Raw genomic sequence first — 23,657 nt, 5'->3', positions numbered from 1 at the left:
AACCACTGAATGGGAGAACGCAGCGATGGGTGGCATGAGCGATGTGCGCTTGCAACTGTTGGCCAGGGAACTGGAAGCCGGGCAGCAGGCCAAGGTGTTCAACGCCCCGCAAGGGATGGGGCGTTGGGGCCTGATGCTGCATCGCTGGCACACCCGCAGGGCGTTGCTGCAGTTGACCGATGAGCAGTTGCGCGATGTTGGGCTGAGCTGGGAGCAGGCCTTGACCGAGGGGCGTAAACCCTTTTGGAAAGACTGATCAACATGACACTGCGCGGTCCATGCAGGACCGTTCAGGTCTCAAGTCAGCTCTTTGAGCCTGTGCCACAACATCCCCAACGCCAGCAGCGGCGAGCGCAGGTGTTTGCCGCCAGGGAAGGTGATGTGTGGCACCTTGGCGAACAGGTCGAAGCGCCCGCTTTGCTGGCCGCTGATGGCTTCACCCAGCAGGCGCGCTGCCAGGTGAGTGGCGTTGAGCCCATGGCCAGAGTAGGCCTGGGCGTAATAAACATTCGGCTGGCTGGCCAGGCGGCCGACCTGTGGCAGGCGGTTGGCGCCGATGCCGATCATCCCACCCCACTGGTAATCGATGCGCACATCGGCCAGTTGCGGGAACACCTTGAGCATCTTCGGCCGCATGTAGGCGGCAATGTCCTGTGGGTCGCGCCCGGAGTAATGGCAGGCACCGCCGAACAGCAGACGGTGGTCGGCGGACAGGCGATAGTAGTCCAGCGCCACGCGCTGGTCGCACACCGCCATGTTCTGCGGCAGCAATTGGCGCGCGCGTTCCTCACCCAGCGGTTCGGTGGCGATGATGTAGCTGCCGGCTGGCAGCACTTTGCCGCCCAATTCGCGGTTGAGGCCGTTGTGATAGGCGTTGCAGCACAGCACCAGGGTTTTGGCGCGCACCCGGCCTTGGGCGGTGTGCACCTTCACTTCGGGGCCGTACTCGATGCGGCTGACCTCCGATTGCTCGTATAGCTGCACACCAAGGCGGCTGGCCACGGCCGCTTCGCCAAGCGCCAGGTTGAGCGGGTGCAGGTGCCCTGAGCCCATGTCGATCAGGCCGCCGACATAACGGTCGGAGCCGACCACGCTGTGGATATCGTCTTTATGCACCAGGCGCAGTTCGTGACGGTAGCCCAGGCTGCGCAGTTCATCGGCGTCTTCGGCGAAGCCTTGCAGCTCGCCGGGCTTGTTGGCCAGGTCGCAGTAACCCCAGGCCAGGTCGCAGGCGATGGCGTGGCGCTCGACCCGCTCACGGACGATGTCCACGGCTTCCAGGCCCATCAGCTTCATGCTGCGTACGCCTTCTTCACCGATCACCGCAAGGAACTGCTCCAGGCCGTGACCGACGCCCCGGATAAGCTGGCCGCCATTGCGCCCGCTGGCCCCCCAGCCGAGCTTGCGCGCTTCCAGCAGGATCACCGACAGGCCGCGTTCGGCCAGCTCGATGGCGGTGTTCAGGCCCGAATAGCCGCCGCCAACGATGCACACGTCGGCGCTGTGCTCGCCTTGCAGGAACGGGTGATCGGGGTGTGGCGCGCTGCTGGCGGCGTAGTAGGAGGCGGCGTGCTGCGCGCTGTGGATCATTGGCGGGTCCTGGGTATCGAGACAGAAGTGGGAGGATAAGCCGGGCTTTCGGGGTCGGGCAACCGGCCTCATTCGCGGCAAGCCGGCGATGAGGCCTATAATTCAGTCTCAATCTTCAATGTATTCCTCGCCATGTCCTGCAACCGCCACAAGATCCAGTTCCTGCGTGAACTCATCCCTTCCTTCGAATGCGAGCCCGGTTGCCACGACTGTTGTGGCCCGGTTACCACGTCAGCCGAAGAGATGGCCCGTCTGCCGCGCAAGTCGCAGGCTGAGCAGGATGCGGCGCTGCAGCGCCTGGACTGTGTGCACCTGGGGCCCAATGGCTGCACCGTGTATGAAGAAAGGCCGATGATCTGCCGCCTGTTCGGCACCACCCCGCGCATGGCCTGCCCACGCGGCCGTGGCCCGCAACAGATGGTCGAGCCGCAAGCCGAGCAGCTCGTCCACCGGTTCATCGCCACCACCCGGCAGGTGCTGGTTTAGCGTCAGTCCGGGATCGGCAGGCAGAGGCTTTCCTTCACCTCCTCCATCACGATGTAGCTCTTGGACTCGCGCACGTGCGGCAGCTTGAGCAGGATGTCGCCCAGCAGCTTGCGGTACGAGGCCATCTCCGAAATGCGTGCCTTCACCAGGTAATCGAAATCGCCCGACACCAAGTGGCATTCCAGCACGTGTGGCAGCTTGAGTACCGCGCGGCGGAACTCCTCGAACGTGTCGCCCGACTTGTAGTCCAGGCTGATTTCCACGAACACCAGCAGGCTGCCCTTCAGGTGCTGAGGGTTGAGCCGGGCGTTGTAGCCCATGATGATGCCCTCACGCTCCAGGCGGCGCACGCGCTCGGTGCAAGGGGTGGTGGAAAGCCCAACTTTCTCGCCCAGTTCGGTGAAGGAAATGCGCCCGTCATTCTGCAGGATCCGCAGGATGTTGCGGTCGATCTTGTCCAGTTCACGCTTGCTCTGGTGCTGGGTTCTCATAGGGGATGCCCCTCCGTGAAAGGCGATTTTGCCGAGAATTCTCGCCAAATATAGGCTTTTATATAGTGAATTGCACTGGGCTGTAATTTTTATACTGCGCGCATCCATGCCATATCAACAAAAATGCGGTGCGCCGCGTGCGAGGGATCAACGATGCGAGTTCTGGTACTTGGTAGCGGTGTAATCGGAACCGCCAGTGCCTATTACCTGGCCCGGCAAGGTTTTGAAGTAACTGTGGTCGATCGCCAGCCAGCGGTGGCGATGGAAACCAGCTTCGCCAACGCAGGTCAGATCTCGCCCGGCTACGCCTCGCCCTGGGCTGCTCCAGGCGTGCCGCTCAAAGCCATCAAGTGGCTGCTGGAGCGCCACGCGCCATTGGCTATCAAGCTGACCGGCGACGTTGACCAGTACCTGTGGATGGCACAGATGCTGCGCAACTGCACCGCCAGCCGCTATGCAGTGAACAAGGAGCGCATGGTGCGCCTGTCCGAGTACAGCCGCGATTGCCTCGACGAACTGCGCGCCGAAACCGGTATCGCTTACGAAAGCCGCACTTTGGGCACTACCCAGCTGTTCCGCACCCAGGCTCAGGTTGATGCTGCTGCCAAGGATATCGCTGTGCTCGAGCAGTCGGGCGTGCCCTACGAGCTGCTGGACCGTGATGGCATTGCCCGCGTCGAACCGGCCCTGGCTGGGGTCAAGGACATTCTTGCCGGCGCCCTGCGCCTGCCCAACGACCAGACCGGCGACTGCCAGCTGTTCACCACCAAGCTTGCAGAAATGGCCCTCAAGCTGGGTGTCGAGTTCCGCTTTGGCCAGGACATCCAGCGCCTGGACTTCGCCGGTGACCGAATCAATGGCGTATGGGTCGACGGCAAGCTGGAAACCGCCGATCGCTACGTGCTGGCGCTGGGCAGCTACTCGCCGCAGATGCTCAAACCGCTGGGCATCAAGGCGCCGGTGTACCCGCTCAAGGGTTATTCGCTGACCGTGCCGATCACCAACGCCGACATGGCGCCGACCTCGACCATTCTCGATGAGACCTACAAGGTTGCCATCACCCGTTTCGACAACCGTATCCGTGTCGGTGGCATGGCTGAGATCGCCGGTTTTGACCTGTCGCTTAACCCGCGCCGGCGCGAAACACTGGAGATGATCGTCAACGACCTTTATCCTCGCGGCGGTGACCTGAGCCAGGCCAGTTTCTGGACCGGTCTGCGCCCGGCGACCCCGGATGGAACCCCGATTGTGGGTGGCACCGCATTCCGTAACCTGTTCCTCAACACCGGCCACGGTACCCTGGGTTGGACCATGGCCTGTGGTTCCGGGCGCCTGCTGGCTGACCTGATTGCGCGCAAAAAGCCGCAAATCAGCGCTGAAGGGCTGGATATTTCACGGTATGGCAAAACCCGGGAAGTCGCCAAGCAAGGCCATACGGCGCCAGTGCATCAGTAATCGGCCTGCTATACCGGCCTCATCGCTGGTACGGCGGCTCCTACACTGACCCTGTGGGAACCGGCTTGCCGGCGATGAATCCAACACTGTTTTCAACCTGAACCACCATAAGGCTGCCGCCATGCGTCCCGCCCGTGCCCTGATCGACCTCCAAGCCCTGCGCCACAACTACCGCCTTGCCCGTGAACTGACCGGCGCCAAGGCCCTCGCCGTGATCAAGGCCGACGCCTACGGCCACGGCGCCGTGCGTTGCGCCCTCGCGCTGGAAGCCGAAGCCGATGGCTTTGCCGTTGCGTGTATCGAAGAGGCGCTGGAGTTGCGTGCGGCGGGTATCAAGGCTCCGATGCTGCTGCTTGAAGGTTTCTTCGAAGCCAGCGAGCTTTCGCTGATCGCCGAGCATGACCTGTGGTGCGTGGTGCATTCGCTGTGGCAGCTGGAGGCCATCGAAAAGACGCCCGTGCACAAGCCATTGACCCTCTGGCTCAAGCTCGACAGCGGCATGCACCGTGTCGGCCTGCACCCCAAGGACTATCACGAGGCTTACCAGCGCCTGCTGGCCAGCGGCAAGGTTGCGCGCATCGTGCTGATGAGCCATTTCGCCCGTGCCGACGAACTGGATGCCGACGCCACTGCGCAACAGATTGCCGTGTTCGAGGCCGCCCGGCAGGGTTTGGCTGCCGAATGCAGCCTGCGCAACTCGCCCGGCGTGCTGGCCTGGCCGCATGCCCCCAGCGACTGGGTGCGCCCTGGCATCATGCTGTATGGCGCAACACCGTTCGAGGTGGCGCAAGCCCAGGCCGAGCGCCTGCAGCCGGTAATGACCCTGCAATCGCGGGTGATCAGCGTGCGAGAGTTGCCTGCTGGCGAGCCGGTGGGCTATGGCGCCAAGTTCATCAGCCAACGCCCCACCCGGGTGGGCGTGGTTGCCATGGGCTACGCCGATGGCTACCCCCGCCAGGCCCCGACCGGTACGCCGGTGATGGTCGCCGGCAAGCGTTGCCAGCTGATTGGCCGCGTTTCCATGGACATGCTGTGCATCGACCTGACCGACGTGCCCGAAGCGACCATCGGCAGCCCGGTCGAGCTGTGGGGCAAGCACGTGTTGGCCAGTGAAGTCGCCATGCACGCAGGGACCATCCCCTACCAGATCTTCTGCAACCTCAAACGCGTGCCGCTGGACTACTTCGGCGAATGACACGCTGAAGCGGACAGCCTGAGGGGCGGTGTGTTGTAAATACTGAACGGCATTGCCATGATATCGTTCACATTCACCCCGCCATCTCACCGTTTCAGGAGGCTCCAGCTTTGGACGTCGGCGAACGACTGCAAGCCATCCGCAAGCTCAAGGGCCTGTCCCAGCGTGAACTCGCCAAGCGTGCGGGCGTGACCAACAGCACCATCTCGATGATCGAGAAGAACAGTGTGAGCCCCTCGATCAGCTCGCTGCGCAAGGTGCTAAGCGGTATTCCCATGTCCATGGTCGAGTTTTTCTCCGTGGAACTGGAAGCTGAAAGCCACGCCCAGATTGTCTACAAGGCCCACGAACTGATCGACATTTCCGACGGTGCGGTGACCATGAAGCTGGTGGGCAAGTCGCATCCCAACCGTGCCATTGCCTTCCTGACCGAGATCTACCCGCCGGGTGCCGACACCGGAGCCGAGATGCTCACCCACGATGGCGAAGAAACCGGCATCCTCCTTGAAGGCCGGCTGGAACTGGTGGTGGGCACCGAGACCTTCATCCTCGAAGAAGGTGACAGCTACTACTTCGAGAGCACCCGCCCGCACCGTTTTCGCAACCCTTTCGATGAGCCGGCGCGGCTGATCAGTGCTGCAACGCCGTCGAACTTTTGATCCAGCGCAGTGCATTGATTCGGCAATACCCCTTTCCTGAGTAGGGTCGTTTCACGGCTTCCGGGTTCCCGCTATACTTTTCAACGCTCGCATTACCGTGGCCGCGGGCGTGATTAGCCACCATGAGGGTGTTCGCGTGAACCAAATCAAGAAGATGCTGGCCGTACCAGCAGCCGTATTCGCCCTTTGGGCAATGAGCGCAACCGCTGCGACCAATGATGACATTGCCAAACGCCTTGAGCCGGTTGGCCAAGTGTGCGTCCAGGGCCAGGAATGCAAGGGCATGGAGGTGGCCGCTTCGGCTGGCGGTGGCGGTGCCAAGACACCGGATGAAATCATCGCCAAGCATTGCAATGCCTGCCATGGCAGCGGCCTGCTCGGCGCGCCGAAAATTGGCGACACCGCCGCCTGGAAAGAGCGCGCCGATCACCAGGGCGGCCTTGACGGCATCCTGGCCAAGGCCATCACCGGGATCAACGCCATGCCCCCCAAGGGCACCTGCGCCGATTGTTCGGATGAAGACCTCAAAGCGGCCATCCAGAAGATGTCCGGGCTTTGAGCCTGGGTTGAGTTGCCAATAGCCCGCCTTGCATGGCGGGCTTTGTCTTTGCGCAGGCAACGAACCCGCGCCGGTTCATGTCCAACCCCTGAACCCACGGAAGATTCAGGAGGCCACGATGCACCTATGCTCCATCGACCAGGCAGTCGAGCAGGTCTTGTCGCGCTTGCCCGCGCATATCCACATGGGCCTGCCGCTGGGTCTTGGCAAACCCAATGCCTTCGTCAATGCGTTGTACGCCCGGGTGCGTGACCTGCCAGAGCGCCGGCTGACGATCTACACGGCCTTGTCGCTTGGCCGCCCACCTTTGGGCGACGGCTTGCAACGGCGCTTGCTCGAGCCCTTCATCGAACGTGTGTTCGCCGATTACCAGGAGCTCACCTATCTCGCCGACCTGCGCAACGACCAGTTGCCGCCGAACATCCGCGTCGAGCAGTTCTTCATGCAGCCCGGCGGCCTGCTGCACAGTGATTGCGCGCAGCAAGACTACGTCAGTAGCAACTACAGCCACGCAGCCCGCGATATCAACGCCAAGGGCCTCAACCTGATTGCGCAACTGGTAGCCGCCACGCCGGAAAAGCCGGTGCACTTGAGCCTGGCCTGCAACCCCGACATCACCCTCGACCTGCTGCCGATGATCGCCAAGCGCCGCGAGGCCGGTGAAACCATCCTCATGCTCGGGCAGGTGCATGCCGAACTGCCCTACATGCCTGGTGATTCGGAGTTGGGCATGGAAGCGTTCGACCTGCTGATCGATCAGGTGGAGCAACGTCGGCTGTTCTCCACACCGAACATGCCGGTTACCACCCAGGACCATTGCATCGGCCTGCACGCCAGTACCCTGGTGCGCGATGGCGGCACCCTGCAGATCGGCATCGGCGCCATGGGTGATGCCGTGGCCGCTGCGTTGCTGGCGCGCCAAGGCGACAATTCTGGTTACCGGGCACTGATGGGTGAGCTGGATGTAGGGCCATGGCAAACCCTGATCGAGCGGGAAGGGGGGCTCGATGCTTTCGGCCAAGGCCTCTACGGTTGCAGTGAGATGTTCGTCAACGGCCTGCTGGCTCTCGCCGAAGCCGGGGTGGTGCGGCGCCCTGCTGACGAGCAAGGCGTGCTGGTACACGGCGGCTTCTTCCTCGGCCCGCAGGCGTTCTATCAACGCTTGCGGGAGATGCCGTTGGAGCAGCGCGCTCAGTTTGCCATGACGCGCATCAGCTTCATCAACGAGCTGTATGGCCAGGAAGAACTGAAGCGCCGCCAGCGGCGTGATGCCCGCTTCATAAACACAGTGTTCACCATGACCCTGCTCGGCGCGGGTGTAGCCGACCAGCTGGAGGATGGCCGCGTGCTCAGCGGCGTGGGCGGGCAATACAACTTCGTTGCACAGGGGCACGCGCTGGAGGGTGGACGATCCATCCTGTTGCTGCGCAGTTGGCGCGAGGCGGGAGGCGAGGTCAGCTCAAACCTGCTCTGGGCCTACGGCCATTGCACCATCCCCCGGCACTTGCGCGACATCGTCGTGACCGAGTACGGCATCGCCGACTTGCGTGGGCAGAGCGACAGCGAAGTGATCGCACGGCTGCTGGCGATCAGTGATTCGAGGTTCCAGGGCGAGCTGATCGAGCAGGCCAAGAAAGCCGGCAAGCTCGCAAAAGACTTTCAGCTGGATGCGCGGTTTACCGACAATACGCCTGAGCGACTTGAGCAAATCAGGGCACGGCATGCGCGGCTGTTCCCGGAGTATCCGTTGGGGACTGATTTCACGGCCGAGGAACGGGACTTGTTGCGGGCTTTGAACTGGCTCAAAAGCAAGTTCAGGTTGAGCGAGGTGCTGGAGCTGGGCAAGGCAGCGCTGGATGCGCCGGGGCCGGAGGGGTATGCGGCGCAGTTGGCGCGCATGCAGCTGGATGAGCCACGAGGGCTCAAAGACGAGCTGTATCAGCGGTTGATACTGGCAGGATTGGCGGCGACGCGGTGATTGCCGGGGCTGCTTTGCAGCCCATCGCGACACAAGGCCGCTCCTACAGAAGCTCGGTGGTCCTGTAGGGGCGGCCTTGCGTCGCGATGGGCCGCATAGCGGCCCCAATGGCTGTCACTCGATGAAGCTGACCACGCCACCTTCCAGCGACTTCACCCGGGCCAGCGATTCAACGCGGTAACCCTGGCCGTCCAGCTCGGCACGGCCGCCCTGGAACGACTTCTCGATGACGATACCCAGGCCGGCCACGGTGGCACCGGCCTGCTTGATGATCGAGATCAGCGCCTGCGAGGCTTTGCCGTTGGCCAGGAAGTCATCGATCACCAGCACGCGATCGCTGCTGTTGAGATGGCGCGGCGAGATCGCCACGGTGTTCTCGGTCTGCTTGGTGAAGGAATACACCGACGCAGTCAGCAGGTTTTCGGTCAGGGTCAGGGACTGATGCTTGCGCGCGAAGATCACCGGAACGCCCAGCTTCAGGCCAGTCATCACCGCCGGCGCAATACCCGAGGCTTCGATGGTGACGATCTTGGTCACACCGGCATCGGCGTAAAGGCGGGCGAACTCGTCACCGATCAGCTGCATCAGCGCAGGGTCGATCTGGTGGTTGAGAAACGCATCGACTTTGAGAACCTGATCGGAAAGCACGATGCCTTCGTCGCGAATCTTCTGCTGCAGTGCTTCCACTGTGTATCTCCGATGTAGCAAAGGTGGCCGCAAAGAGCGGCAGAGTTAAAGAGTAATGGTTGATCAGCGTTTGAGCATTGCCCGGATATCGGCCAGTGCGTTGTTGCCACGCGCGGCTTTGACTTCCACTGGCGCATCGTCCAGGCCTTCCCAGGCCAGGTCGTCCGGGGGCAGTTCGTCGAGGAACCGGCTGGGCGTGCAGTCGATGATTTCGCCGTACTGCTTGCGTTTGGCAGCGAAGGTGAAGGCCAGGGTCTGACGGGCGCGGGTAATGCCCACGTAGGCCAGGCGGCGTTCCTCTTCGATGGTGTCGGCTTCGATGCTCGAGCGGTGGGGGAGGATTTCCTCCTCCATGCCCATGATGAATACGTAAGGGAATTCCAGGCCTTTGGACGCATGCAGGGTCATCATCTGCACGCCCTCGGCGTTTTCTTCCTCTTCCTGCTGGCGCTCGAGCATGTCGCGCAGCACCAGCTTGCCGATGGCGTCCTCGATGGTCATGTCACCCTCTTCGTCCTTCTCGAGGGTGTTCTTCAGCGCTTCGACCAGGAACCAGACGTTGCTGATGCGGAACTCAGCAGCCTTGTCGCTGGCCGTTTGCTGGCGGATCCAGTTCTCGTAGTCGATTTCGCGGATCATCTCGTGCAGCGCGGCGATCGGGTCTTCCAGGGCGACCTTGTGGCGCACGCCGTCGAGCCAATGCTTGAAACGCTGCAGACGCTCGGTATAACGCGCGTCCAGGTGCTCGCCCAGGCCCAGTTCCTCGCTGGCGGCATACATCGAGACGCCGCGTTCGGTGGCGTAGTTGCCGAGCTTTTCCAGGGTGGTCGAGCCGATCTCGCGGCGCGGTACGTTGATCACCCGCAGGTAGGCGTTGTCGTCATCCGGGTTGACCAGCAAGCGCAGGTAGGCCATCAGGTCCTTGACCTCCTGACGGCCGAAGAAGCTGTTGCCGCCCGACAGGCGATACGGCACCTGGTGATGCTGCAGTTTCAGCTCGATCAGCTTGGCCTGGTAGTTGCCGCGGTAGAGGATGGCGAAGTCGCTGTAAGGGCGGTTGGTGCGCAGGTGCAAGGTGAGGATTTCCATGGCCACACGCTCGGCCTCGGCTTCCTCGTTCTTGCAGCGGATCACACGGATCTCGTCGCCCACGCCCATCTCGCTCCACAGCTGCTTCTCGAACGCATGCGGGTTGTTGGCGATCAGCACGTTGGCGCAGCGCAGGATACGGCTGGTGGAGCGGTAGTTCTGTTCGAGCATGACGATTTTCAGGGAAGGGTAATCCTCCTTGAGCAGCATCAGGTTCTCGGGGCGCGCACCACGCCAGGCGTAGATCGACTGGTCATCGTCACCTACCACGGTGAACTGGTTGCGCATGCCGATCAGCATTTTCACCAGCAGGTACTGGCTGGCGTTGGTGTCCTGGTATTCGTCCACCAGCAGGTAGCGCACGCGGTTCTGCCAGCGCTCAAGCACTTCGGGGTGCTCCTGGAACAGCTTGACCGGCTGCAGGATCAGGTCGTCGAAGTCCACCGCGTTGAACGCCTTGAGCGTGCGCTGGTAGTGGGTATAGACGATGGCGGCGGTCTGCTCGCGCGGGTTTCGCGCTTTTTCCAGGGCTTCGGCGGGCAGAATCAGGTCGTTCTTCCAGGCACCGATCATGTTCTTGATCTCGTCGATGCCGTCGTCGCCGGAGTATTCCTTCTGCATGATGTCCGACAGCAGCGCCTTGATGTCGGATTCGTCGAAGATCGAAAAGCCCGGCTTGTAGCCCAGCTTGTCGTGCTCCTTGCGGATGATGTTCAGGCCCAGGTTGTGGAAGGTACATACCGTCAGGCCCCGGCCTTCCCCCGGGCGCAGCAGGGTGGCGACCCGCTCCTTCATCTCGCGCGCAGCCTTGTTGGTGAAGGTCATCGCGACGATGTACTGAGCACGGATGCCGCAGTTCTGGATCAGGTGGGCAATCTTGCGCGTGATCACGCTGGTCTTGCCGGAGCCTGCACCGGCGAGCACCAAAAGAGGGCCGCCGACGTAGTCACGGGCTTCCTGTTGCCTGGGATTGAGTCGGGACATGCTAGAAACCGGGGGTCGCCAGAAAATAGCCGCGCATTCTAACAGGCATGGGGCCATTGTGGCGCGACCGTCTGACGTCTGAGTCAGACTTTGTATCGCGCATAGCATTAGTCAGGCTCATGCTATTCATGGAAAAAATCGTATTTGCTGGTTTAACCACTTTCGAGCAGGATGCACGTCAAAATGTGTCGGGACGCGCTGTGGGCAAGGATATGTCTAAAAGTGAAAATCATTTTCATTTCTGCAGTAGCATACCCGGCCTCCCTCGTGCCACCGTCCCCGCTTTAAGGAGCCCGCTTGTCCACGCCTGTCGAACCTTTGCGTTTGCTGTTGTTGGCTGATGAGCCGGAATGGGCCGCCGTGTTGCGCGAATGCCTGCTGCCGCTGAACGGTGCGGCGGTACTGCTGACTGCGCCCAACTGGGCAGCAGTCGACAGCCTGTTCAGCCAAGACCGCCAGGCCGTGATCCTGGCCACCCAGGCCCTGCAACCCGCGCCGGGGCGCTGCGAGCTGCCAACCATCCTGTTGCTCGACGATGAGCCGGTGGCCCCACCCACGGGCGTCAGCGACTGGCTGGTGCGCAGCCAGCTCAATGCCGATGCGCTGCGCCGTTCGCTGCGCCACGTGCGCGAACGTGGCGTGCTGGTGGCCACCTTGCAGCGCCTGGCCGAGCAGGACCCGCTGACCGGTATCGCCAACCGCCAGGGTTTTCAGGCCCTGTTGACGGCACGGCTGGCTGAGAATGACGGGCGCGGGGTAGCCCTCGGGCACCTGGACCTGGACAACTTTCGTCATGTCAACGATGCCCTCGGCCACCAGGGTGGCGACCGGCTGATCCTGCAGGTGGTGTCACGCCTGAAGCAGCAACTGGAGGCCGGCGACCAGCTGGCGCGCCTGGGCAGTGATGAATTTGCCCTGCTGATCGACACCCGTCGCGACACCGGCCGGGCCGAGCGCATCGCTGAACGCATCGTCGAAGCCCTGGCCGAGCCTTACTGGATCGACGGCGAAAGCCTGTTGCTTGGCTGCAGCCTGGGCCTGGCCCACGCCCGCGCGCAAAGTGGCGCCGACCCGTTGATGTGGCATGCGCACATCGCCATGCGCCAGGCCAAGAGCAGCCAGGGCTGTACCTTTCATGTGTTCAATGAGCGGATCAACCGCAACGCCCGCAGCCTTGCCGACCTGGAAGGCGAACTGCGCAGGGCCCTGCGCCGTGATGAACTGGAGCTGCACTACCAGCCGCGACTGAACCTGGCCGATGGCAGCATCGTCGGCCTGGAGGCGCTGGTGCGCTGGCGTCATACCGAGCGCGGCCTGTTGCCGCCGAGCGAGTTCGTGCCGCTGGCCGAGCAGAGCGGGCTGATCGTACCGTTGGGCTACTGGGTTATCTCCCGTGCCCTGCGTGACATGCAGGCCTTGCGCGAGAGCGGCCTGGCACCACTGCACATGGCGGTCAACCTGAGCTTTCGCCAGTTCCAGGACAGCCAGCTGCTGGCCACCCTGAGCCGGCTGATCATCGAGCATGGCGTCGATGCCCGCTGGCTGGAGTTCGAGCTGACCGAGACGGCGGTGATGCGCCGCAATGAGCTGGTCCGCCAGACCATGGATGCCCTGGGGCGCCTGGGCGTACGCTTCTCGCTCGACGACTTCGGGACCGGCTTCTCATCCTTCGTGCACCTGAACAGCCTGCCGATCACCTTGCTGAAGGTCGATCGCAGCTTTGTCGCCGAAATGGAGATGCGCGAGGAAAACCGCAAGCTGGTGCACGCGATGATCAACCTGGCGCACAACCTCAACCTCGAGGTGGTGGCCGAGGGCGTTGAAAGCCCTGAGCAGATGGCTTTGCTACGTGAGTTTGGCTGTGACCAGGTGCAGGGGTTTCTGGTCAGCAAGCCACTGCCGGTGGATGAGCTGGTGGAATATCTGTCGAGAAGCACCCCGGCTCAGGTGGTGAGTCTTTGAAGCTGTAGGGGAGGGCTTTGCCCTCCTTTCGCGACGCAAGGCCGCTCCTACGCAGATGGTTGTGCAAAGCTCCACATCAGTGGAAGACAGGGAATCGTGCTCGAACTATGCTTTTTCATGGACTCGCCCTCGCTGCCGTTGGCTTCTTAGAACGCCACCGTGGCACTGTGATGCCTCGGCGGGGGCGAGTCCATCGATTACAAGCAGTGCAAGACAGCACCGGCAATCATGCAGGTATCACCGCTTTTCCAGTTACACCTGCTTTCCCCAGCATCCGCTTCATCCGCCATTCAAAGGCCAGGGTCAGCGCCACCGAAGCACACGCCAGCCCCAACGCCAGGCCCCACCACACACCGACCGCGCCGCCACCCAGGTTGAAGGTCAGCAACCACGCACTCGGCGCTCCGACCAGCCAGTAGCAGCAAAGCCCGATCAGGAAGGTGGTCTTGGCGTCCTTCAACCCACGGATCGAGCCCATGGCTATGGTCTGCACGCCATCGAACAGCTCGAACCACGCCGCCACCATCAGCAAGCTCACCGCCAACTGGTAGATCGGCGCAAACGCCGGATCATCACCATCGATGAACAGGCTCACCAGCATCTCCGGGCGCAGCCAGAACAGTGCCGCGAAGGCGAACATGATCAGCGCGCCAAAGCTGATGCCTACCCGCCCGGCACTGCGCGCCGCCAGCAGGTTGCCGGCACCGTAATACAGCCCTACCCGCATGGTCACTGCATACGAGAGCCCGGTCGGCACCATGAACGCGGTCGAAACGATCTGCAGGGCAATCTGGTGGGCCGCAAGCTCGGTGCTGCCAAGCACCCCCATGCACAGGGCGGCAAAGGCGAACAGGCCGACCTCTACCATGTAGGTGCCCCCGATCGGCAAGCCCAGGCGCCACAGCTCGCGCAAGGCTGGCAGCGAAGGGCGCGACAGGCCCTTGCGCAGTGGGTAGGCCGCGTAAGCCGGGTGCCAGCGGATGTACAAGGCCAGCGCGATGGCCATGCCCATCGACACCACGGCGGTGACCAGGCCGATGCCCATCAGGCCAAGCTTGGGCAGGCCGAACATGCCTTCGATCAGTGCGACGTTGAACAGGTAGTTGAGCACCGTGCCGACCAGGCTGATGACCATCACCGGGGTCGAGCGGCCCAAGGCGCTGGTGAAGCCGCGCAGGGCCATGAAAGTCAGGTAGCCCGGCAACGCCAGTGGCAACAAGGTAAGGAACTCGGTGGCCGCAGCAACGTTTTCAGGCTGTTGGCCGAACAGCAGTAACACCGGTTTCAGGTTCCACAGCGCCAGTGCGGCCACCAGCGCCAGCCCCCAGGCCAGCCACAAACCGTTTTGCGCCAGCCGGGTGGCGCCCTCGATGTCATTGGCACCCTTGCGGATCGCCACCAAGGTACCGACCGCGGCGATTACCCCCAGGCAGAAGATCGACACGAACGAATAGCTCGCCGCCCCCAGCCCGCCGCCGGCCAGCGCCTGGGGGCTGATGCGGGCCATCATCAGGGTGTCGGTCAGCACCATCAGCATGTGCGCCAACTGCGAGGCAACCAGCGGCCCGGCCAGGCGCAGCAAAGCCTTGAGTTCTGTGGTGGGCGCAACGTGCATGGGGGCGGTCCTTCCGACTCTGTGAGCGAGGGACGATTCTGAGGCTTCGGTCAACTTTGCACAAAAGGATAAAAACGATGATTGGCATGAGTTGAACTCATGCATATATGATTCTACGCATTCCTTCTCTGCCCCGTATGCAGGTGCCATATGTCCCGTCAGCTGCCTGCGCTGTATGCGCTGCGCGCATTCGAAGCCGCCGCCCGGCTCAGCTCGTTCACCCGTGCCGGCCAGGAGCTTTCGATCACCCAGAGTGCGGTCAGCCGACACATCCGTACCCTGGAGGAGCACTTTGCCTGCCGCCTGTTCATCCGCAGCGGCCGCAGCCTGCAATTGACCGAAGCCGCGCGGGTGCTGCTGCCCGGCGTGCGTGAGGGCTTTGCCGCGCTGGAGCGCGCGTGCGACACCTTGCGCGGAGAGGACGACATATTGCGCATGAAGGCGCCGTCGACGCTGACCATGCGTTGGCTGCTGGCGCGCCTGAGCCAGTTCCGGCACTTGCAGCCGGGCAATGAAGTGCAATTGACCAGCGCCTGGATGGACGTCGACCACGTGGACTTCAACCAGGAACCTTTCGACTGCGCGGTATTGCTCAGTGACGGCGTTTTTCCGCCGGACTGGGAGGTACGCCGGCTGTTTTCCGAGCTACTGATCCCGGTGGGCGCGCCCGAGCTGCTCAAGGAAGGCCCTTTGGACGAACGCCGGCTGGCCGGGATCGAACTGCTGCACCCGACCCCCGACAAGCGTGACTGGCGCGAATGGCTGGAGCGCATGGGGCTGGCAGACACTGTTTCACTCAAGGGTGGGCAGGTGTTCGATACGCTGGAACTGGGGATGATCGCGGCGGCGCGTGGCTACGGGATATCCATGGGTGACCTGCTGATGGTCGCCGAAGATGTCGCGCATGGTCGTTTGAGCCTGCCATGGCCGACGGCGGTGCCCAGCGGCATGGATTATTACCTGGTGTGGCCGCGGACCCGGCCGGGTGGTGAGCGGTTGCGGCGGTTGAGCGTGTTTTTGCAGGAAGAGGCGCAGGCGGTGAATTTGCCGGCTGTGCACATCCTGCCGGCTATTTGATTGCCTGCACTGGCCCTGTCGCCGGCAAGCCGGCTCCTACAGGTGGGGCGGTGCAGACGAAGAAAACGTTTGCGAATATCCGGGTCCGACACTCAAGTATTTGCCAGCGACGCCGATCTAGTTGCACCAGCGTCCCGGAAGAGGGCGCGATTCTCCGTTGACAACAGCGGTCGGTCGGGGTGATCAGGATGATCCGGGCCGCCTGCCAGGAGCTTCCCATGTCTCAACCGCGTGCCCGAATCGCCTCGCAGCTTGGTATCGCCCTCGCCATCGTGCTGGCGCTGGTGATCACCGGCAGTACTCTGTTCGCCCTGCGTTCCCTGGACGACGCCAACCTCACCACTCGCCAGGAACACCTGGCCAGTGAAGCGCGACTGTTGGCCGATCAGCTTGAAACCTTCCACGGTTCGCTCAAGGACAACACCCAGCGCCTGAGCGGCCTGTTCGAGCGCCGCTTCGTTTCGGGGCTGTCGCTGCATGCCGGAGAAACCGTGCAGGTGGCCGGCCAGGCCACACCGGCGCTGTACCTGGGTGATCACCTGCTCAACAACGACTTCCAGCAGGTCGATGAATTTCAGCAGATGACCGCAGGGGTAGCGACCCTGTTCGTACGCAGCGGCGACGACTTTGTACGCATTAGCACCAACCTGAAAAAGCAGGATGGCAGCCGGGCCATCGGCACCCAGCTCGACCGCCAGCACCCGGCCTACGCGAAACTGATGGCTGGGCAGACCTACGTCGGCCGTGCCCTGCTGTTCGAGCGCAATTACATGACCCGTTATGTGCCGGTGACTGATGGCAGCGGGCGGGTGATCGCGGTGCTGTTCGTTGGCTTCGACTATACCGACGCGCAGAACGCGCAGTTCGCCAACCTCAAGCGCTTCCGTATTGGCGATACCGGCTCGCTGGCCTTGCGCGACGAGCAGGGCAAGTGGCTGGTACCCCCGGCCAATGCCGACCAGCCTCTGTACAGCGCTTCTGCGCCCTTTGCCGAAGGCCCTTGGACGGTAGTAGCCAGCATGCCCTTGGAAGAAATCCGCGCGGTGACCTGGGATGTTGGCTTGCGCCTGGCCATCGGCAGTTTGCTGGCGATGTTGCTGGCAGTGGCCGCCACGCTGTGGCTGTTGCGCCGCAAGTTGCGCCCGCTGGATGACCTGGTGCGCCAGGCCGAGGCGCTGGGCGCAGGCGACCTGAGCGCCCGCCTGGCCGTGACCAGCCATGACGAGATCGGCCAACTGGCACGCAGCTTCAACAAGATGGGCGAAGCGTTGGCGACCATGGTCGAACACATTCGCGGGGCCTCCGAGCAGGTCAGCGGCCGCGCCCGCTCGCTGTCTGGCCTGTCGGCCGGTGCCTGCGAAGGCATGGACCAGCAGTCCGGCGAAATCACCAGCATGGCCGGTGCGGTAGAGGAGTTCAGCGCCACCTCGATGAACATCGCTGACAACATGGCGGGCACCGAGCGCATGGCCCGTGACAATGCCCAGCAGACCCGTATTGGCCGTAGCGCGATGGATGAAGCGTCGAGTTCGTTGCGCCAGATCGCCGAGGCACTGGGTGGCACTGCAACCGTGATGGACACACTGGGTGCACGCTCCCAGGAAATCGGCGGCATTGTCGGGGTGATTACCGCCATTGCCGAACAGACCAACCTGCTGGCGCTCAACGCGGCCATCGAAGCGGCGCGCGCAGGGGAGCAGGGCCGTGGATTTGCCGTGGTGGCTGACGAGGTACGTGGCCTGGCAGCCCGTACGCGTCAAGCGACCGATGAAATCTCCGTGATGATCGCCAGTATCCAGCAGCAGACCGGCCATGCCATCAGCACCCTGGAGCAGGGCAATCAGTTGATGCAGGAAGGCCTGGCACGCAACGACAAGGTGGCCGAGGCGCTGGCGCGTATTGACGAGCAAAGCCGCGTCGCGGGTGAGCAGTTTACCGTGATCAGCACTGCCACCCAGGAACAAAGCAGCACCGCAACCGTGCTCAGCCGCAACCTGCAGAGCATTGCCCAGGCCAACAGCGAACAGCGTGACGTGGCCAATGAGCTGGCCTTTACCGCCAAAGAGCTGGAAGGGCTGGCGGCGCAGTTGCGCCAGGAAGTCGATCGGTTTCGTTGAAACCCCAGGGGCCGCTGCTACACCCCCCCGGTAGGAGCGGCCTCGTGTCGCGAAAGGGGCGCAAGGCGCCCCCAACAATCCTGACCCTTACCCCAACGCCAGGTTCAACGCCTGCGCACAAGCCTGCAACGAGCGTTTCTCACTCTGCGCATACAACGCCAGCTCATCCTGCACCTGTAGCCCCAACGCCGCCTCGAAGGCCTCGCGGTTGGCGTTGCTGCCATACTCCGCCTGGGCATCGTCACCCAGGTTGGACTGGAAGATCCCCGCGGCACTCACCGGCAGGAAGTCCTCGTAGACCAGCGCCTCGAAGTGCACATGGCCCGCCTCGATCAAACCCTCCAAAGTGGTCGGGCGATCAGCCTGCTCGCGTGCAGCCAGGCCCTTTTCGGTCGCGAAATAGCGGAAGTACGCCAGCCCTTGCTCACGCATCTGCGCCAGGTCATCCGGGAACTCGGCAAACTGCTCTTTTAGCAGTGCCATGTAGCGCTCGGCATTGGCCTCGGCCGGTGCACCGCCCAAGGCCGCACGGGTAGCGTCGAGCAGCTTGTCATACAGCTGCCGGCCTTTGGGCGTGAGTGCCGCGCCGCGCTGCTCGATCTCGCCGAAACGTGCGGTGTGGCTGCCTTCGCTACCGTGTTGGTCACTGAACGCAACCTTCTCCTGCAGTGCCTTGAAGCTGGTCTGGCGTAGCAGGATCGGGTGGCGGCGAGTGGGCGGGCCTTCGACAACGGCTTTGGGCGGGATACCCTTGGCCGGCATGCCCAACTGGATCGCATCGATGTCCAGGGTGCGCGGGGTCAGGTGATTGATGTGCGGCCCCTTGAACGCCACCACGTCAGCGATCAGGCGGTGCTGGTCGTGCAACTGCTGGTACTGCTCGGCGGTGACCGTGGCATCCTGGTGCCAGCGGAAGGTATGCAGGGCTTGCTGCACGAACGCTTCGGCGTCGGCCGCGTTCAGGCCGCCATCGCGCTCGCACTGGGCGATCAGCTCAAGGGCGCGGGCGGTGAAAATCTTGCGCTTGGCCAGGAGGGTCTGTGCCAACTCACGCAGTGCGGGATTGTCGATCAGCTCCAGGCGCAGCAGTGAGGTGAATACGCGGAACGGGCTGATGTGCAGTGCCTGTTCGTGCACGGCGCGAAACGCAGTGGAGTGCACAGGCACGCCGGCGCTGCTGAGGTCGTAATACCCGACCGGTTGCATGCCCATGACCGCGAACAACCGGGCGATGGTGGCCAGCTCTTGTGCTGTGCCGACGCGTATGGCGCCGTGGCGCTCCTGGTCCAGGCGCTCGACCTCGCCGGTCCAGCGCAGGGCCTGGGCCACCTCTGGCTGCTGGGCCATGACCTGCTGGTTGATTTCGCTCACCAGCTCCAGCAGCGTGCCGTACAGCGGCACTTCCTGTTTGTACATGAGCGACATGGCGGCAGAGAACTGCGCGCGGATGCTGTCGGGGCTGACGAAATCGTGGGCGGGCATCGCTAGCTTCCTGGTTGGGTTCGGACGCTTACATGAAAGCTGGGAATGCACTATGGCCACAAGCGAAAAAAAGTGGCTGTGTCATTCCTTTTTTGATCGATCTTCAGGGCCATTCGCGACACAAGGCCGCTCCTGCTGTTTGTAGGAGCGGCCTTGTGTCGCGAATGGGCCGCAAAGCGGCCCCGGCAATCTCAAGCCTGAAGCTGCTCATGAATCCATTCCACCAATGCCCGCACCTTGGGCACCTCCGCCGCATGCTCGGCATACGCCAGGTAATGCGCCCCGGCACTGTTCATCGCATGATTCCAAGGAATGACCAGGCTACCCTCGCTCAATTCCTTCGCCGCCAGATAGCGTGGCACCAGCGCCACCCCGCACCCGGCCTGCGCTGCGCTCAACGCCATATAGAACGTATCGAAGCGCGGCCCGTGATAGGCGCTGACGCTCTGCAAACCCAGCTCCAAGAACCACTCATGCCAGGCCTCCGGCCGCGACGTGCTTTGCAGCAGCACCAGGTCGGCCAGTTCCGCAGCATCGCCCAGCGTGCGCCCGGCCAGCAGCTCCGGCGCACACACCGGCACCACCTCCTCGCGGAACAGCTCGATGCAGGTTGCCCCCGGCCAGGTGCCTTGCCCATAGAAAAACACCACATCCGCCGATCCCTGCAGCAAGGCAAACGGCTCCATCTCGTTACGGATGTCCAGGTGGATGTTCGTGTGGCGCTTGCCGAAGCCCTTGAGGTGCGGGATCAACCAGCGCACGCCAAAACTCGGTTGAGTGGCTACCTTCAATATCTCGGTCTGCTCGCCATAGGTCAGGACATAGCGGCTGGACATGTCCACCTGCGTGAGAATCTTGTTGACCTCGGCCAGGTACAGGCTGCCGGCGGGGGTCAATTGCAAGCGCCGGCGGATACGCAGGAACAGGTGGTGGCGCAGCATTTCTTCGAGCTGTGCGACCTGCTTGCTGACCGCGCTCTGGGTCAGGTGCAGCTCTTCGGCGGCACGGGTGAAGCTCAGGTGGCGGGCTGCAGCTTCGAAGCACTGCAGGGCGGTCATGGAAGGCACCAGGCGTTTGGACATAGCGGTCTCTGCGGCTCAAATCATTACCTGACGGAATGATATGCGGAATAAAGGTCGTTTGTTGCACTGGTGTGATCGGATTAATACTGATCCACATCATTTTTCCACCCCATCACCCGATGTAGGAGAAGCACAATGGTTGCTGGATTGCTCGAGCGCCTTGGCGTTGCCGCCACGGCTTACACCCAGGGCGACTACCCTGTTCACACCCCGATCGACGGTAGCCAGATCGCCTCGGTGAAACTGCTTGGCAAGGCCGAGACCACCGCCCGCATCGACCAGGCGCAGAGTGCCTTCGAAGCCTGGCGCAGCGTGCCGGCCCCGCGCCGTGGCGAACTGGTGCGCCTGTTCGGTGAAGTGCTGCGTGAACACAAGGCCGACCTGGGCGAACTGGTGTCGATCGAAGCTGGCAAGATCACTCAGGAAGGCCTGGGGGAAGTCCAGGAAATGATCGACATCTGCGATTTCGCCGTTGGCCTGTCACGTCAGCTGTACGGCCTGACCATCGCGTCCGAGCGCCCTGGCCACCACATGCGTGAAAGCTGGCACCCGCTGGGCGTGGTCGGCGTGATCAGCGCCTTCAACTTCCCGGTTGCCGTATGGGCCTGGAACACCGCGCTGGCCCTGGTGGCCGGTAACTCGGTGGTATGGAAGCCTTCCGAGAAGACCCCGCTGACCGCGCTGGCATGCCAGGCGCTGTTCGAAAAAGCCCTGAAAGCCTTTGGCGATGCCCCGGCTGGCCTGGCACAGCTGGTCATCGGTGGCCGCGAAGCCGGCGAAGCCCTGGTGGATGACCCGCGCGTGCCGCTGGTCAGCGCTACTGGCAGCACCCGCATGGGCCGTGAAGTCGGCCCGCGCGTTGCTGCCCGTTTCGGCCGCAGCATCCTGGAACTGGGCGGCAATAACGCCATGATCCTGGCGCCGAGCGCCGACCTGGACCTGGCCGTGCGTGGCATCTTGTTCTCCGCTGTTGGCACCGCCGGCCAGCGCTGCACCACCCTGCGCCGCCTTATCGTGCACCGCTCGATCAAGGACGAAGTGGTTGCCCGCATCAAAGCGGCTTACGGCAAAGTGCGCATCGGTGACCCACGCAAAGACAACCTGGTGGGCCCGCTGATCGACAAGCTGTCGTTCGATGCCATGCAGGGCGCGCTGGCCAAGGCCCGCGACGAGGGTGGCCAGGTATTCGGTGGCGAGCGTCAGCTGGCCGACCAGTTCCCGAACGCCTATTACGTTTCGCCGGCCATCGCCGAGATGCCCGCGCAGAGCGATGTGGTGCGCCATGAAACCTTCGCGCCGATCCTCTACGTGCTGGCCTACGATGACTTCGAAGAGGCCCTGCGCCTGAACAACGAAGTGCCACAAGGCCTGTCGTCGTGCATCTTCACTACTGACATCCGTGAGGCCGAGCGCTTCCAGAGCGCCTCGGGCAGCGACTGCGGCATTGCCAACGTCAACATCGGCACCAGCGGTGCCGAGATCGGCGGTGCCTTCGGTGGCGAGAAGGAAACCGGCGGTGGTCGTGAGTCGGGTTCCGATGCCTGGAAAGGCTACATGCGTCGCCAGACCAACACCGTGAACTACTCGCGCGAGTTGCCGCTGGCGCAGGGTATCGTGTTCGACTGATGCTGCATGGCCGGGGGCTTTGCCCCCGGTTCGCCGGCAAGCCGGCTCCCACAGGGTTCGGTGCGATCCTTGTGGGAGCTGGCTTGCCGGCGACAGGGCTGCGCAGCAGCCCCAACAAGAACAATATCGCTGGAGCCGGCCATGTCCGAACTGCGTCAACAATGCTTGTGGGAACACGTCAGCCAACCGACCGTCGCCGCCCAGGCTCTGGCCGGTGAACACAAGGCCGACGTCTGCGTCATCGGCGGCGGCATTACCGGCCTTTCGGCGGCCATCCACCTGCTCGAACAGGGCAAGTCGGTGATCCTGCTGGAGGCCTGGAAGATCGGCCACGGCGGCTCCGGGCGCAACGTCGGCCTGGTCAACGCAGGCACCTGGATCCGCCCCGACGATGTCGAGGCGACTCTAGGCCAGAAGCAGGGCAGCCGCCTGAACAAAGTGCTCGGTGAGGCCCCTGGCGAAGTGTTCGCCATGATCGAGCGCCTTGGCATCGACTGCCAGGCACAGCACAAAGGCACCCTGCACATGGCGCACAACGCCACAGGCATCGCTGACCTCGAAGCACGCCATGAACAGTGGCGCCGCCGCGGTGCCGATGTGGAGTTGCTGACCGGCGCCCAGTGCCAGGAATACTGCGGCACCGACAAGATTTCCGCCGCGCTGCTAGACCGCCGCGCCGGCACCATCAACCCCATGGGTTACACACAGGGCCTGGCCGCTGCGGTTGCGCGCCTGGGTGGCAAACTGTTCCAGCAATCGGCCGTCGAAGGCCTGGAGCGCGACGGCGATGCCTGGCGGGTCAAGACTGCACGCGGTTCGGTGCGCGCCGACAAGGTCGTGATCTCCACCGGCGCGTACACCGAGGGCGACTGGAGCAACCTGCAAAAGCAGTTTTTCCGCGGTTACTACTATCAGGTGGCCTCCAAACCGCTGCACGGCGCTGCAGCCGACAAGGTCCTGCCCCATGGTCAGGGCTCGTGGGACACCCGCACGGTGCTCAGCAGCATCCGCCGCGATGATCGAGGCCGTCTGCTGCTCGGCAGCCTTGGACGGGTCGATAACAAGCCTGCGTGGTTCGTGCGCAGTTGGGCTGACCGTATCCAGAGCCATTACTACCCGGAGCTGGGCAAGGTCGAGTGGGAGATGCACTGGACCGGCTGCATCGACTTCACCCCCGACCACCTGATGCGCCTGTTCGAGCCGGCGCCCGGGTTGGTCGCGGTGACGGGCTACAACGGGCGGGGCAATACCACCGGCACCGTGATTGGTCGGGCGTTCGCCGAGTTTCTGCTCAAGGGTGAGGCGGATAGCCTGCCGATCCCGTTCTCGCCGATGACCGGGGTGAGTGCGCCGTCGTTGCGCACGGCGTTCTACGAGTCCGGGTTCTCCCTGTACCACGCGGGGCAGTGTTTGCGGGTAGTGCTGTAAGGTTGTCCCACGACACTGACTGTAGGAGCGGCCTTGCGTCGCGAAAGGGGCGCGCAGCGGCCCCAGGTATTCAGCGGCGCTGCAGCAATTGCCCG

General features: G+C 63.2%; 19 protein-coding genes. 12 read left to right on the top strand and 7 right to left on the bottom strand.

Annotated features, from left to right (window positions below; translation table 11 throughout):
• Positions 1 to 25: 25 nt before the first annotated feature.
• On the top strand, positions 26 to 256 hold the full coding sequence (locus tag IWW33_RS10450; protein WP_046786882.1) for a DUF1127 domain-containing protein: 231 nt from the start codon (positions 26 to 28) through the stop codon (positions 254 to 256).
• Positions 257 to 297: 41 nt separating this feature from the next.
• Here IWW33_RS10450 and IWW33_RS10445 read toward each other — a convergent pair whose 3' ends face one another.
• Complete coding sequence (locus tag IWW33_RS10445) at positions 298 to 1,590, bottom strand: FAD-binding oxidoreductase (RefSeq protein WP_174141072.1); 1,293 nt, start codon at positions 1,588 to 1,590, stop codon at positions 298 to 300.
• A gap of 132 nt (positions 1,591 to 1,722) precedes the next feature.
• Here IWW33_RS10445 and IWW33_RS10440 point away from each other — a divergent pair, with 132 nt between their 5' ends.
• A complete protein-coding gene (locus IWW33_RS10440) occupies positions 1,723 to 2,076 on the top strand; it encodes a YkgJ family cysteine cluster protein (protein ID WP_174141071.1) in 354 nt (117 codons plus the stop codon).
• 2 nt (positions 2,077 to 2,078) lie between these two features.
• Here the strand turns inward: IWW33_RS10440 and dadR are convergent, their stop codons facing one another.
• On the bottom strand, positions 2,079 to 2,567 hold the full coding sequence (gene dadR / locus IWW33_RS10435; protein ID WP_003258963.1) for a transcriptional regulator DadR: 489 nt from the start codon (positions 2,565 to 2,567) through the stop codon (positions 2,079 to 2,081).
• 153 nt (positions 2,568 to 2,720) lie between these two features.
• Between dadR and dadA the strand changes: the two genes are divergently transcribed.
• The 5 genes from dadA to IWW33_RS10410 all read left to right on the top strand — a co-directional run bounded on the left by dadA (position 2,721) and on the right by IWW33_RS10410 (position 8,413).
• Positions 2,721 to 4,022: a D-amino acid dehydrogenase gene (gene dadA / locus IWW33_RS10430; RefSeq protein WP_046786885.1), complete on the top strand. Its 1,302-nt coding sequence runs from the start codon at positions 2,721 to 2,723 to the stop codon at positions 4,020 to 4,022.
• A gap of 121 nt (positions 4,023 to 4,143) precedes the next feature.
• Positions 4,144 to 5,217, top strand: a complete 1,074-nt coding sequence (gene alr, locus IWW33_RS10425; RefSeq protein ID WP_174141070.1) for an alanine racemase — start codon at positions 4,144 to 4,146, stop codon at positions 5,215 to 5,217.
• 110 nt (positions 5,218 to 5,327) lie between these two features.
• Positions 5,328 to 5,876, top strand: a complete 549-nt coding sequence (locus tag IWW33_RS10420) for a cupin domain-containing protein (RefSeq protein WP_174141069.1) — start codon at positions 5,328 to 5,330, stop codon at positions 5,874 to 5,876.
• A 154-nt stretch (positions 5,877 to 6,030) separates the two neighbouring features.
• Positions 6,031 to 6,435 (top strand): c-type cytochrome, encoded by a 405-nt coding sequence (locus IWW33_RS10415; protein WP_046787067.1) that lies wholly within the window; start codon positions 6,031 to 6,033, stop codon positions 6,433 to 6,435.
• Positions 6,436 to 6,553: 118 nt separating this feature from the next.
• Positions 6,554 to 8,413: an acetyl-CoA hydrolase/transferase family protein gene (locus tag IWW33_RS10410; protein ID WP_174141068.1), complete on the top strand. Its 1,860-nt coding sequence runs from the start codon at positions 6,554 to 6,556 to the stop codon at positions 8,411 to 8,413.
• 114 nt (positions 8,414 to 8,527) lie between these two features.
• Here the strand turns inward: IWW33_RS10410 and IWW33_RS10405 are convergent, their stop codons facing one another.
• Together IWW33_RS10405 and rep are read right to left on the bottom strand one after the other, a co-directional pair.
• A complete protein-coding gene (locus tag IWW33_RS10405; protein ID WP_012312153.1) occupies positions 8,528 to 9,100 on the bottom strand; it encodes a xanthine phosphoribosyltransferase in 573 nt (190 codons plus the stop codon).
• 63 nt (positions 9,101 to 9,163) lie between these two features.
• On the bottom strand, positions 9,164 to 11,173 hold the full coding sequence (gene rep, locus IWW33_RS10400) for a DNA helicase Rep (RefSeq protein WP_174141067.1): 2,010 nt from the start codon (positions 11,171 to 11,173) through the stop codon (positions 9,164 to 9,166).
• A 297-nt stretch (positions 11,174 to 11,470) separates the two neighbouring features.
• Here rep and IWW33_RS10395 point away from each other — a divergent pair, with 297 nt between their 5' ends.
• Entirely contained in the window at positions 11,471 to 13,135 is a 1,665-nt protein-coding gene (locus IWW33_RS10395) for a GGDEF domain-containing phosphodiesterase (RefSeq protein WP_115273291.1), read from the top strand.
• A gap of 226 nt (positions 13,136 to 13,361) precedes the next feature.
• Here IWW33_RS10395 and IWW33_RS10390 read toward each other — a convergent pair whose 3' ends face one another.
• A complete protein-coding gene (locus IWW33_RS10390; protein WP_046786890.1) occupies positions 13,362 to 14,750 on the bottom strand; it encodes a NorM family multidrug efflux MATE transporter in 1,389 nt (462 codons plus the stop codon).
• Between the two features lie 150 nt (positions 14,751 to 14,900).
• Between IWW33_RS10390 and IWW33_RS10385 the strand changes: the two genes are divergently transcribed.
• Together IWW33_RS10385 and IWW33_RS10380 are read left to right on the top strand one after the other, a co-directional pair.
• A complete protein-coding gene (locus IWW33_RS10385; RefSeq protein ID WP_174141066.1) occupies positions 14,901 to 15,827 on the top strand; it encodes a LysR substrate-binding domain-containing protein in 927 nt (308 codons plus the stop codon).
• A 218-nt stretch (positions 15,828 to 16,045) separates the two neighbouring features.
• On the top strand, positions 16,046 to 17,944 hold the full coding sequence (locus IWW33_RS10380) for a methyl-accepting chemotaxis protein (RefSeq protein ID WP_125924388.1): 1,899 nt from the start codon (positions 16,046 to 16,048) through the stop codon (positions 17,942 to 17,944).
• 87 nt (positions 17,945 to 18,031) lie between these two features.
• Here IWW33_RS10380 and IWW33_RS10375 read toward each other — a convergent pair whose 3' ends face one another.
• Positions 18,032 to 19,426 carry a VOC family protein gene (locus IWW33_RS10375; protein WP_115273294.1) on the bottom strand — a complete coding sequence of 465 codons (1,395 nt, stop codon included), beginning with the start codon at positions 19,424 to 19,426 and terminating at the stop codon, positions 18,032 to 18,034.
• 191 nt (positions 19,427 to 19,617) lie between these two features.
• The gene (locus tag IWW33_RS10370; RefSeq protein WP_115273295.1) at positions 19,618 to 20,508 is read right to left on the bottom strand and encodes a LysR family transcriptional regulator; all 891 of its coding nucleotides are present in this window, start codon (positions 20,506 to 20,508) and stop codon (positions 19,618 to 19,620) included.
• Between the two features lie 135 nt (positions 20,509 to 20,643).
• Between IWW33_RS10370 and IWW33_RS10365 the strand changes: the two genes are divergently transcribed.
• A complete protein-coding gene (locus IWW33_RS10365; RefSeq protein ID WP_039603927.1) occupies positions 20,644 to 22,134 on the top strand; it encodes an aldehyde dehydrogenase family protein in 1,491 nt (496 codons plus the stop codon).
• A gap of 141 nt (positions 22,135 to 22,275) precedes the next feature.
• Entirely contained in the window at positions 22,276 to 23,562 is a 1,287-nt protein-coding gene (locus IWW33_RS10360; protein ID WP_046786896.1) for an FAD-binding oxidoreductase, read from the top strand.
• Positions 23,563 to 23,657 lie beyond the last annotated feature (95 nt).

Origin of the sequence: Pseudomonas sp. M2 (assembly GCF_015751845.1) — a bacterium.
GTDB lineage: Bacteria > Pseudomonadota > Gammaproteobacteria > Pseudomonadales > Pseudomonadaceae > Aquipseudomonas > Aquipseudomonas putida_E.
This window is presented reverse-complemented; position numbering and strand designations above follow the sequence as displayed.

Excerpts from the sequence above, each read along its gene's own strand:
- IWW33_RS10360 (WP_046786896.1), top strand. The coding sequence starts at position 22,276 with ATGTCCGAACTGCGTCAACAATGCTTGTGGGAACACGTCAGCCAACCG.
- IWW33_RS10385 (WP_174141066.1), top strand. The coding sequence starts at position 14,901 with ATGTCCCGTCAGCTGCCTGCGCTGTATGCGCTGCGCGCATTCGAAGCC.
- IWW33_RS10370 (WP_115273295.1), bottom strand. The coding sequence starts at position 20,508 with ATGTCCAAACGCCTGGTGCCTTCCATGACCGCCCTGCAGTGCTTCGAA.
- IWW33_RS10410 (WP_174141068.1), top strand. The coding sequence starts at position 6,554 with ATGCACCTATGCTCCATCGACCAGGCAGTCGAGCAGGTCTTGTCGCGC.
- IWW33_RS10450 (WP_046786882.1), top strand. The coding sequence starts at position 26 with ATGGGTGGCATGAGCGATGTGCGCTTGCAACTGTTGGCCAGGGAACTG.
- IWW33_RS10440 (WP_174141071.1), top strand. The coding sequence starts at position 1,723 with ATGTCCTGCAACCGCCACAAGATCCAGTTCCTGCGTGAACTCATCCCT.
- IWW33_RS10380 (WP_125924388.1), top strand. The coding sequence starts at position 16,046 with ATGTCTCAACCGCGTGCCCGAATCGCCTCGCAGCTTGGTATCGCCCTC.
- IWW33_RS10445 (WP_174141072.1), bottom strand. The coding sequence starts at position 1,590 with ATGATCCACAGCGCGCAGCACGCCGCCTCCTACTACGCCGCCAGCAGC.
- dadR (WP_003258963.1), bottom strand. The coding sequence starts at position 2,567 with ATGAGAACCCAGCACCAGAGCAAGCGTGAACTGGACAAGATCGACCGC.
- IWW33_RS10365 (WP_039603927.1), top strand. The coding sequence starts at position 20,644 with ATGGTTGCTGGATTGCTCGAGCGCCTTGGCGTTGCCGCCACGGCTTAC.
- rep (WP_174141067.1), bottom strand. The coding sequence starts at position 11,173 with ATGTCCCGACTCAATCCCAGGCAACAGGAAGCCCGTGACTACGTCGGC.
- IWW33_RS10375 (WP_115273294.1), bottom strand. The coding sequence starts at position 19,426 with ATGCCCGCCCACGATTTCGTCAGCCCCGACAGCATCCGCGCGCAGTTC.
- alr (WP_174141070.1), top strand. The coding sequence starts at position 4,144 with ATGCGTCCCGCCCGTGCCCTGATCGACCTCCAAGCCCTGCGCCACAAC.
- IWW33_RS10415 (WP_046787067.1), top strand. The coding sequence starts at position 6,031 with ATGCTGGCCGTACCAGCAGCCGTATTCGCCCTTTGGGCAATGAGCGCA.
- IWW33_RS10390 (WP_046786890.1), bottom strand. The coding sequence starts at position 14,750 with ATGCACGTTGCGCCCACCACAGAACTCAAGGCTTTGCTGCGCCTGGCC.
- dadA (WP_046786885.1), top strand. The coding sequence starts at position 2,721 with ATGCGAGTTCTGGTACTTGGTAGCGGTGTAATCGGAACCGCCAGTGCC.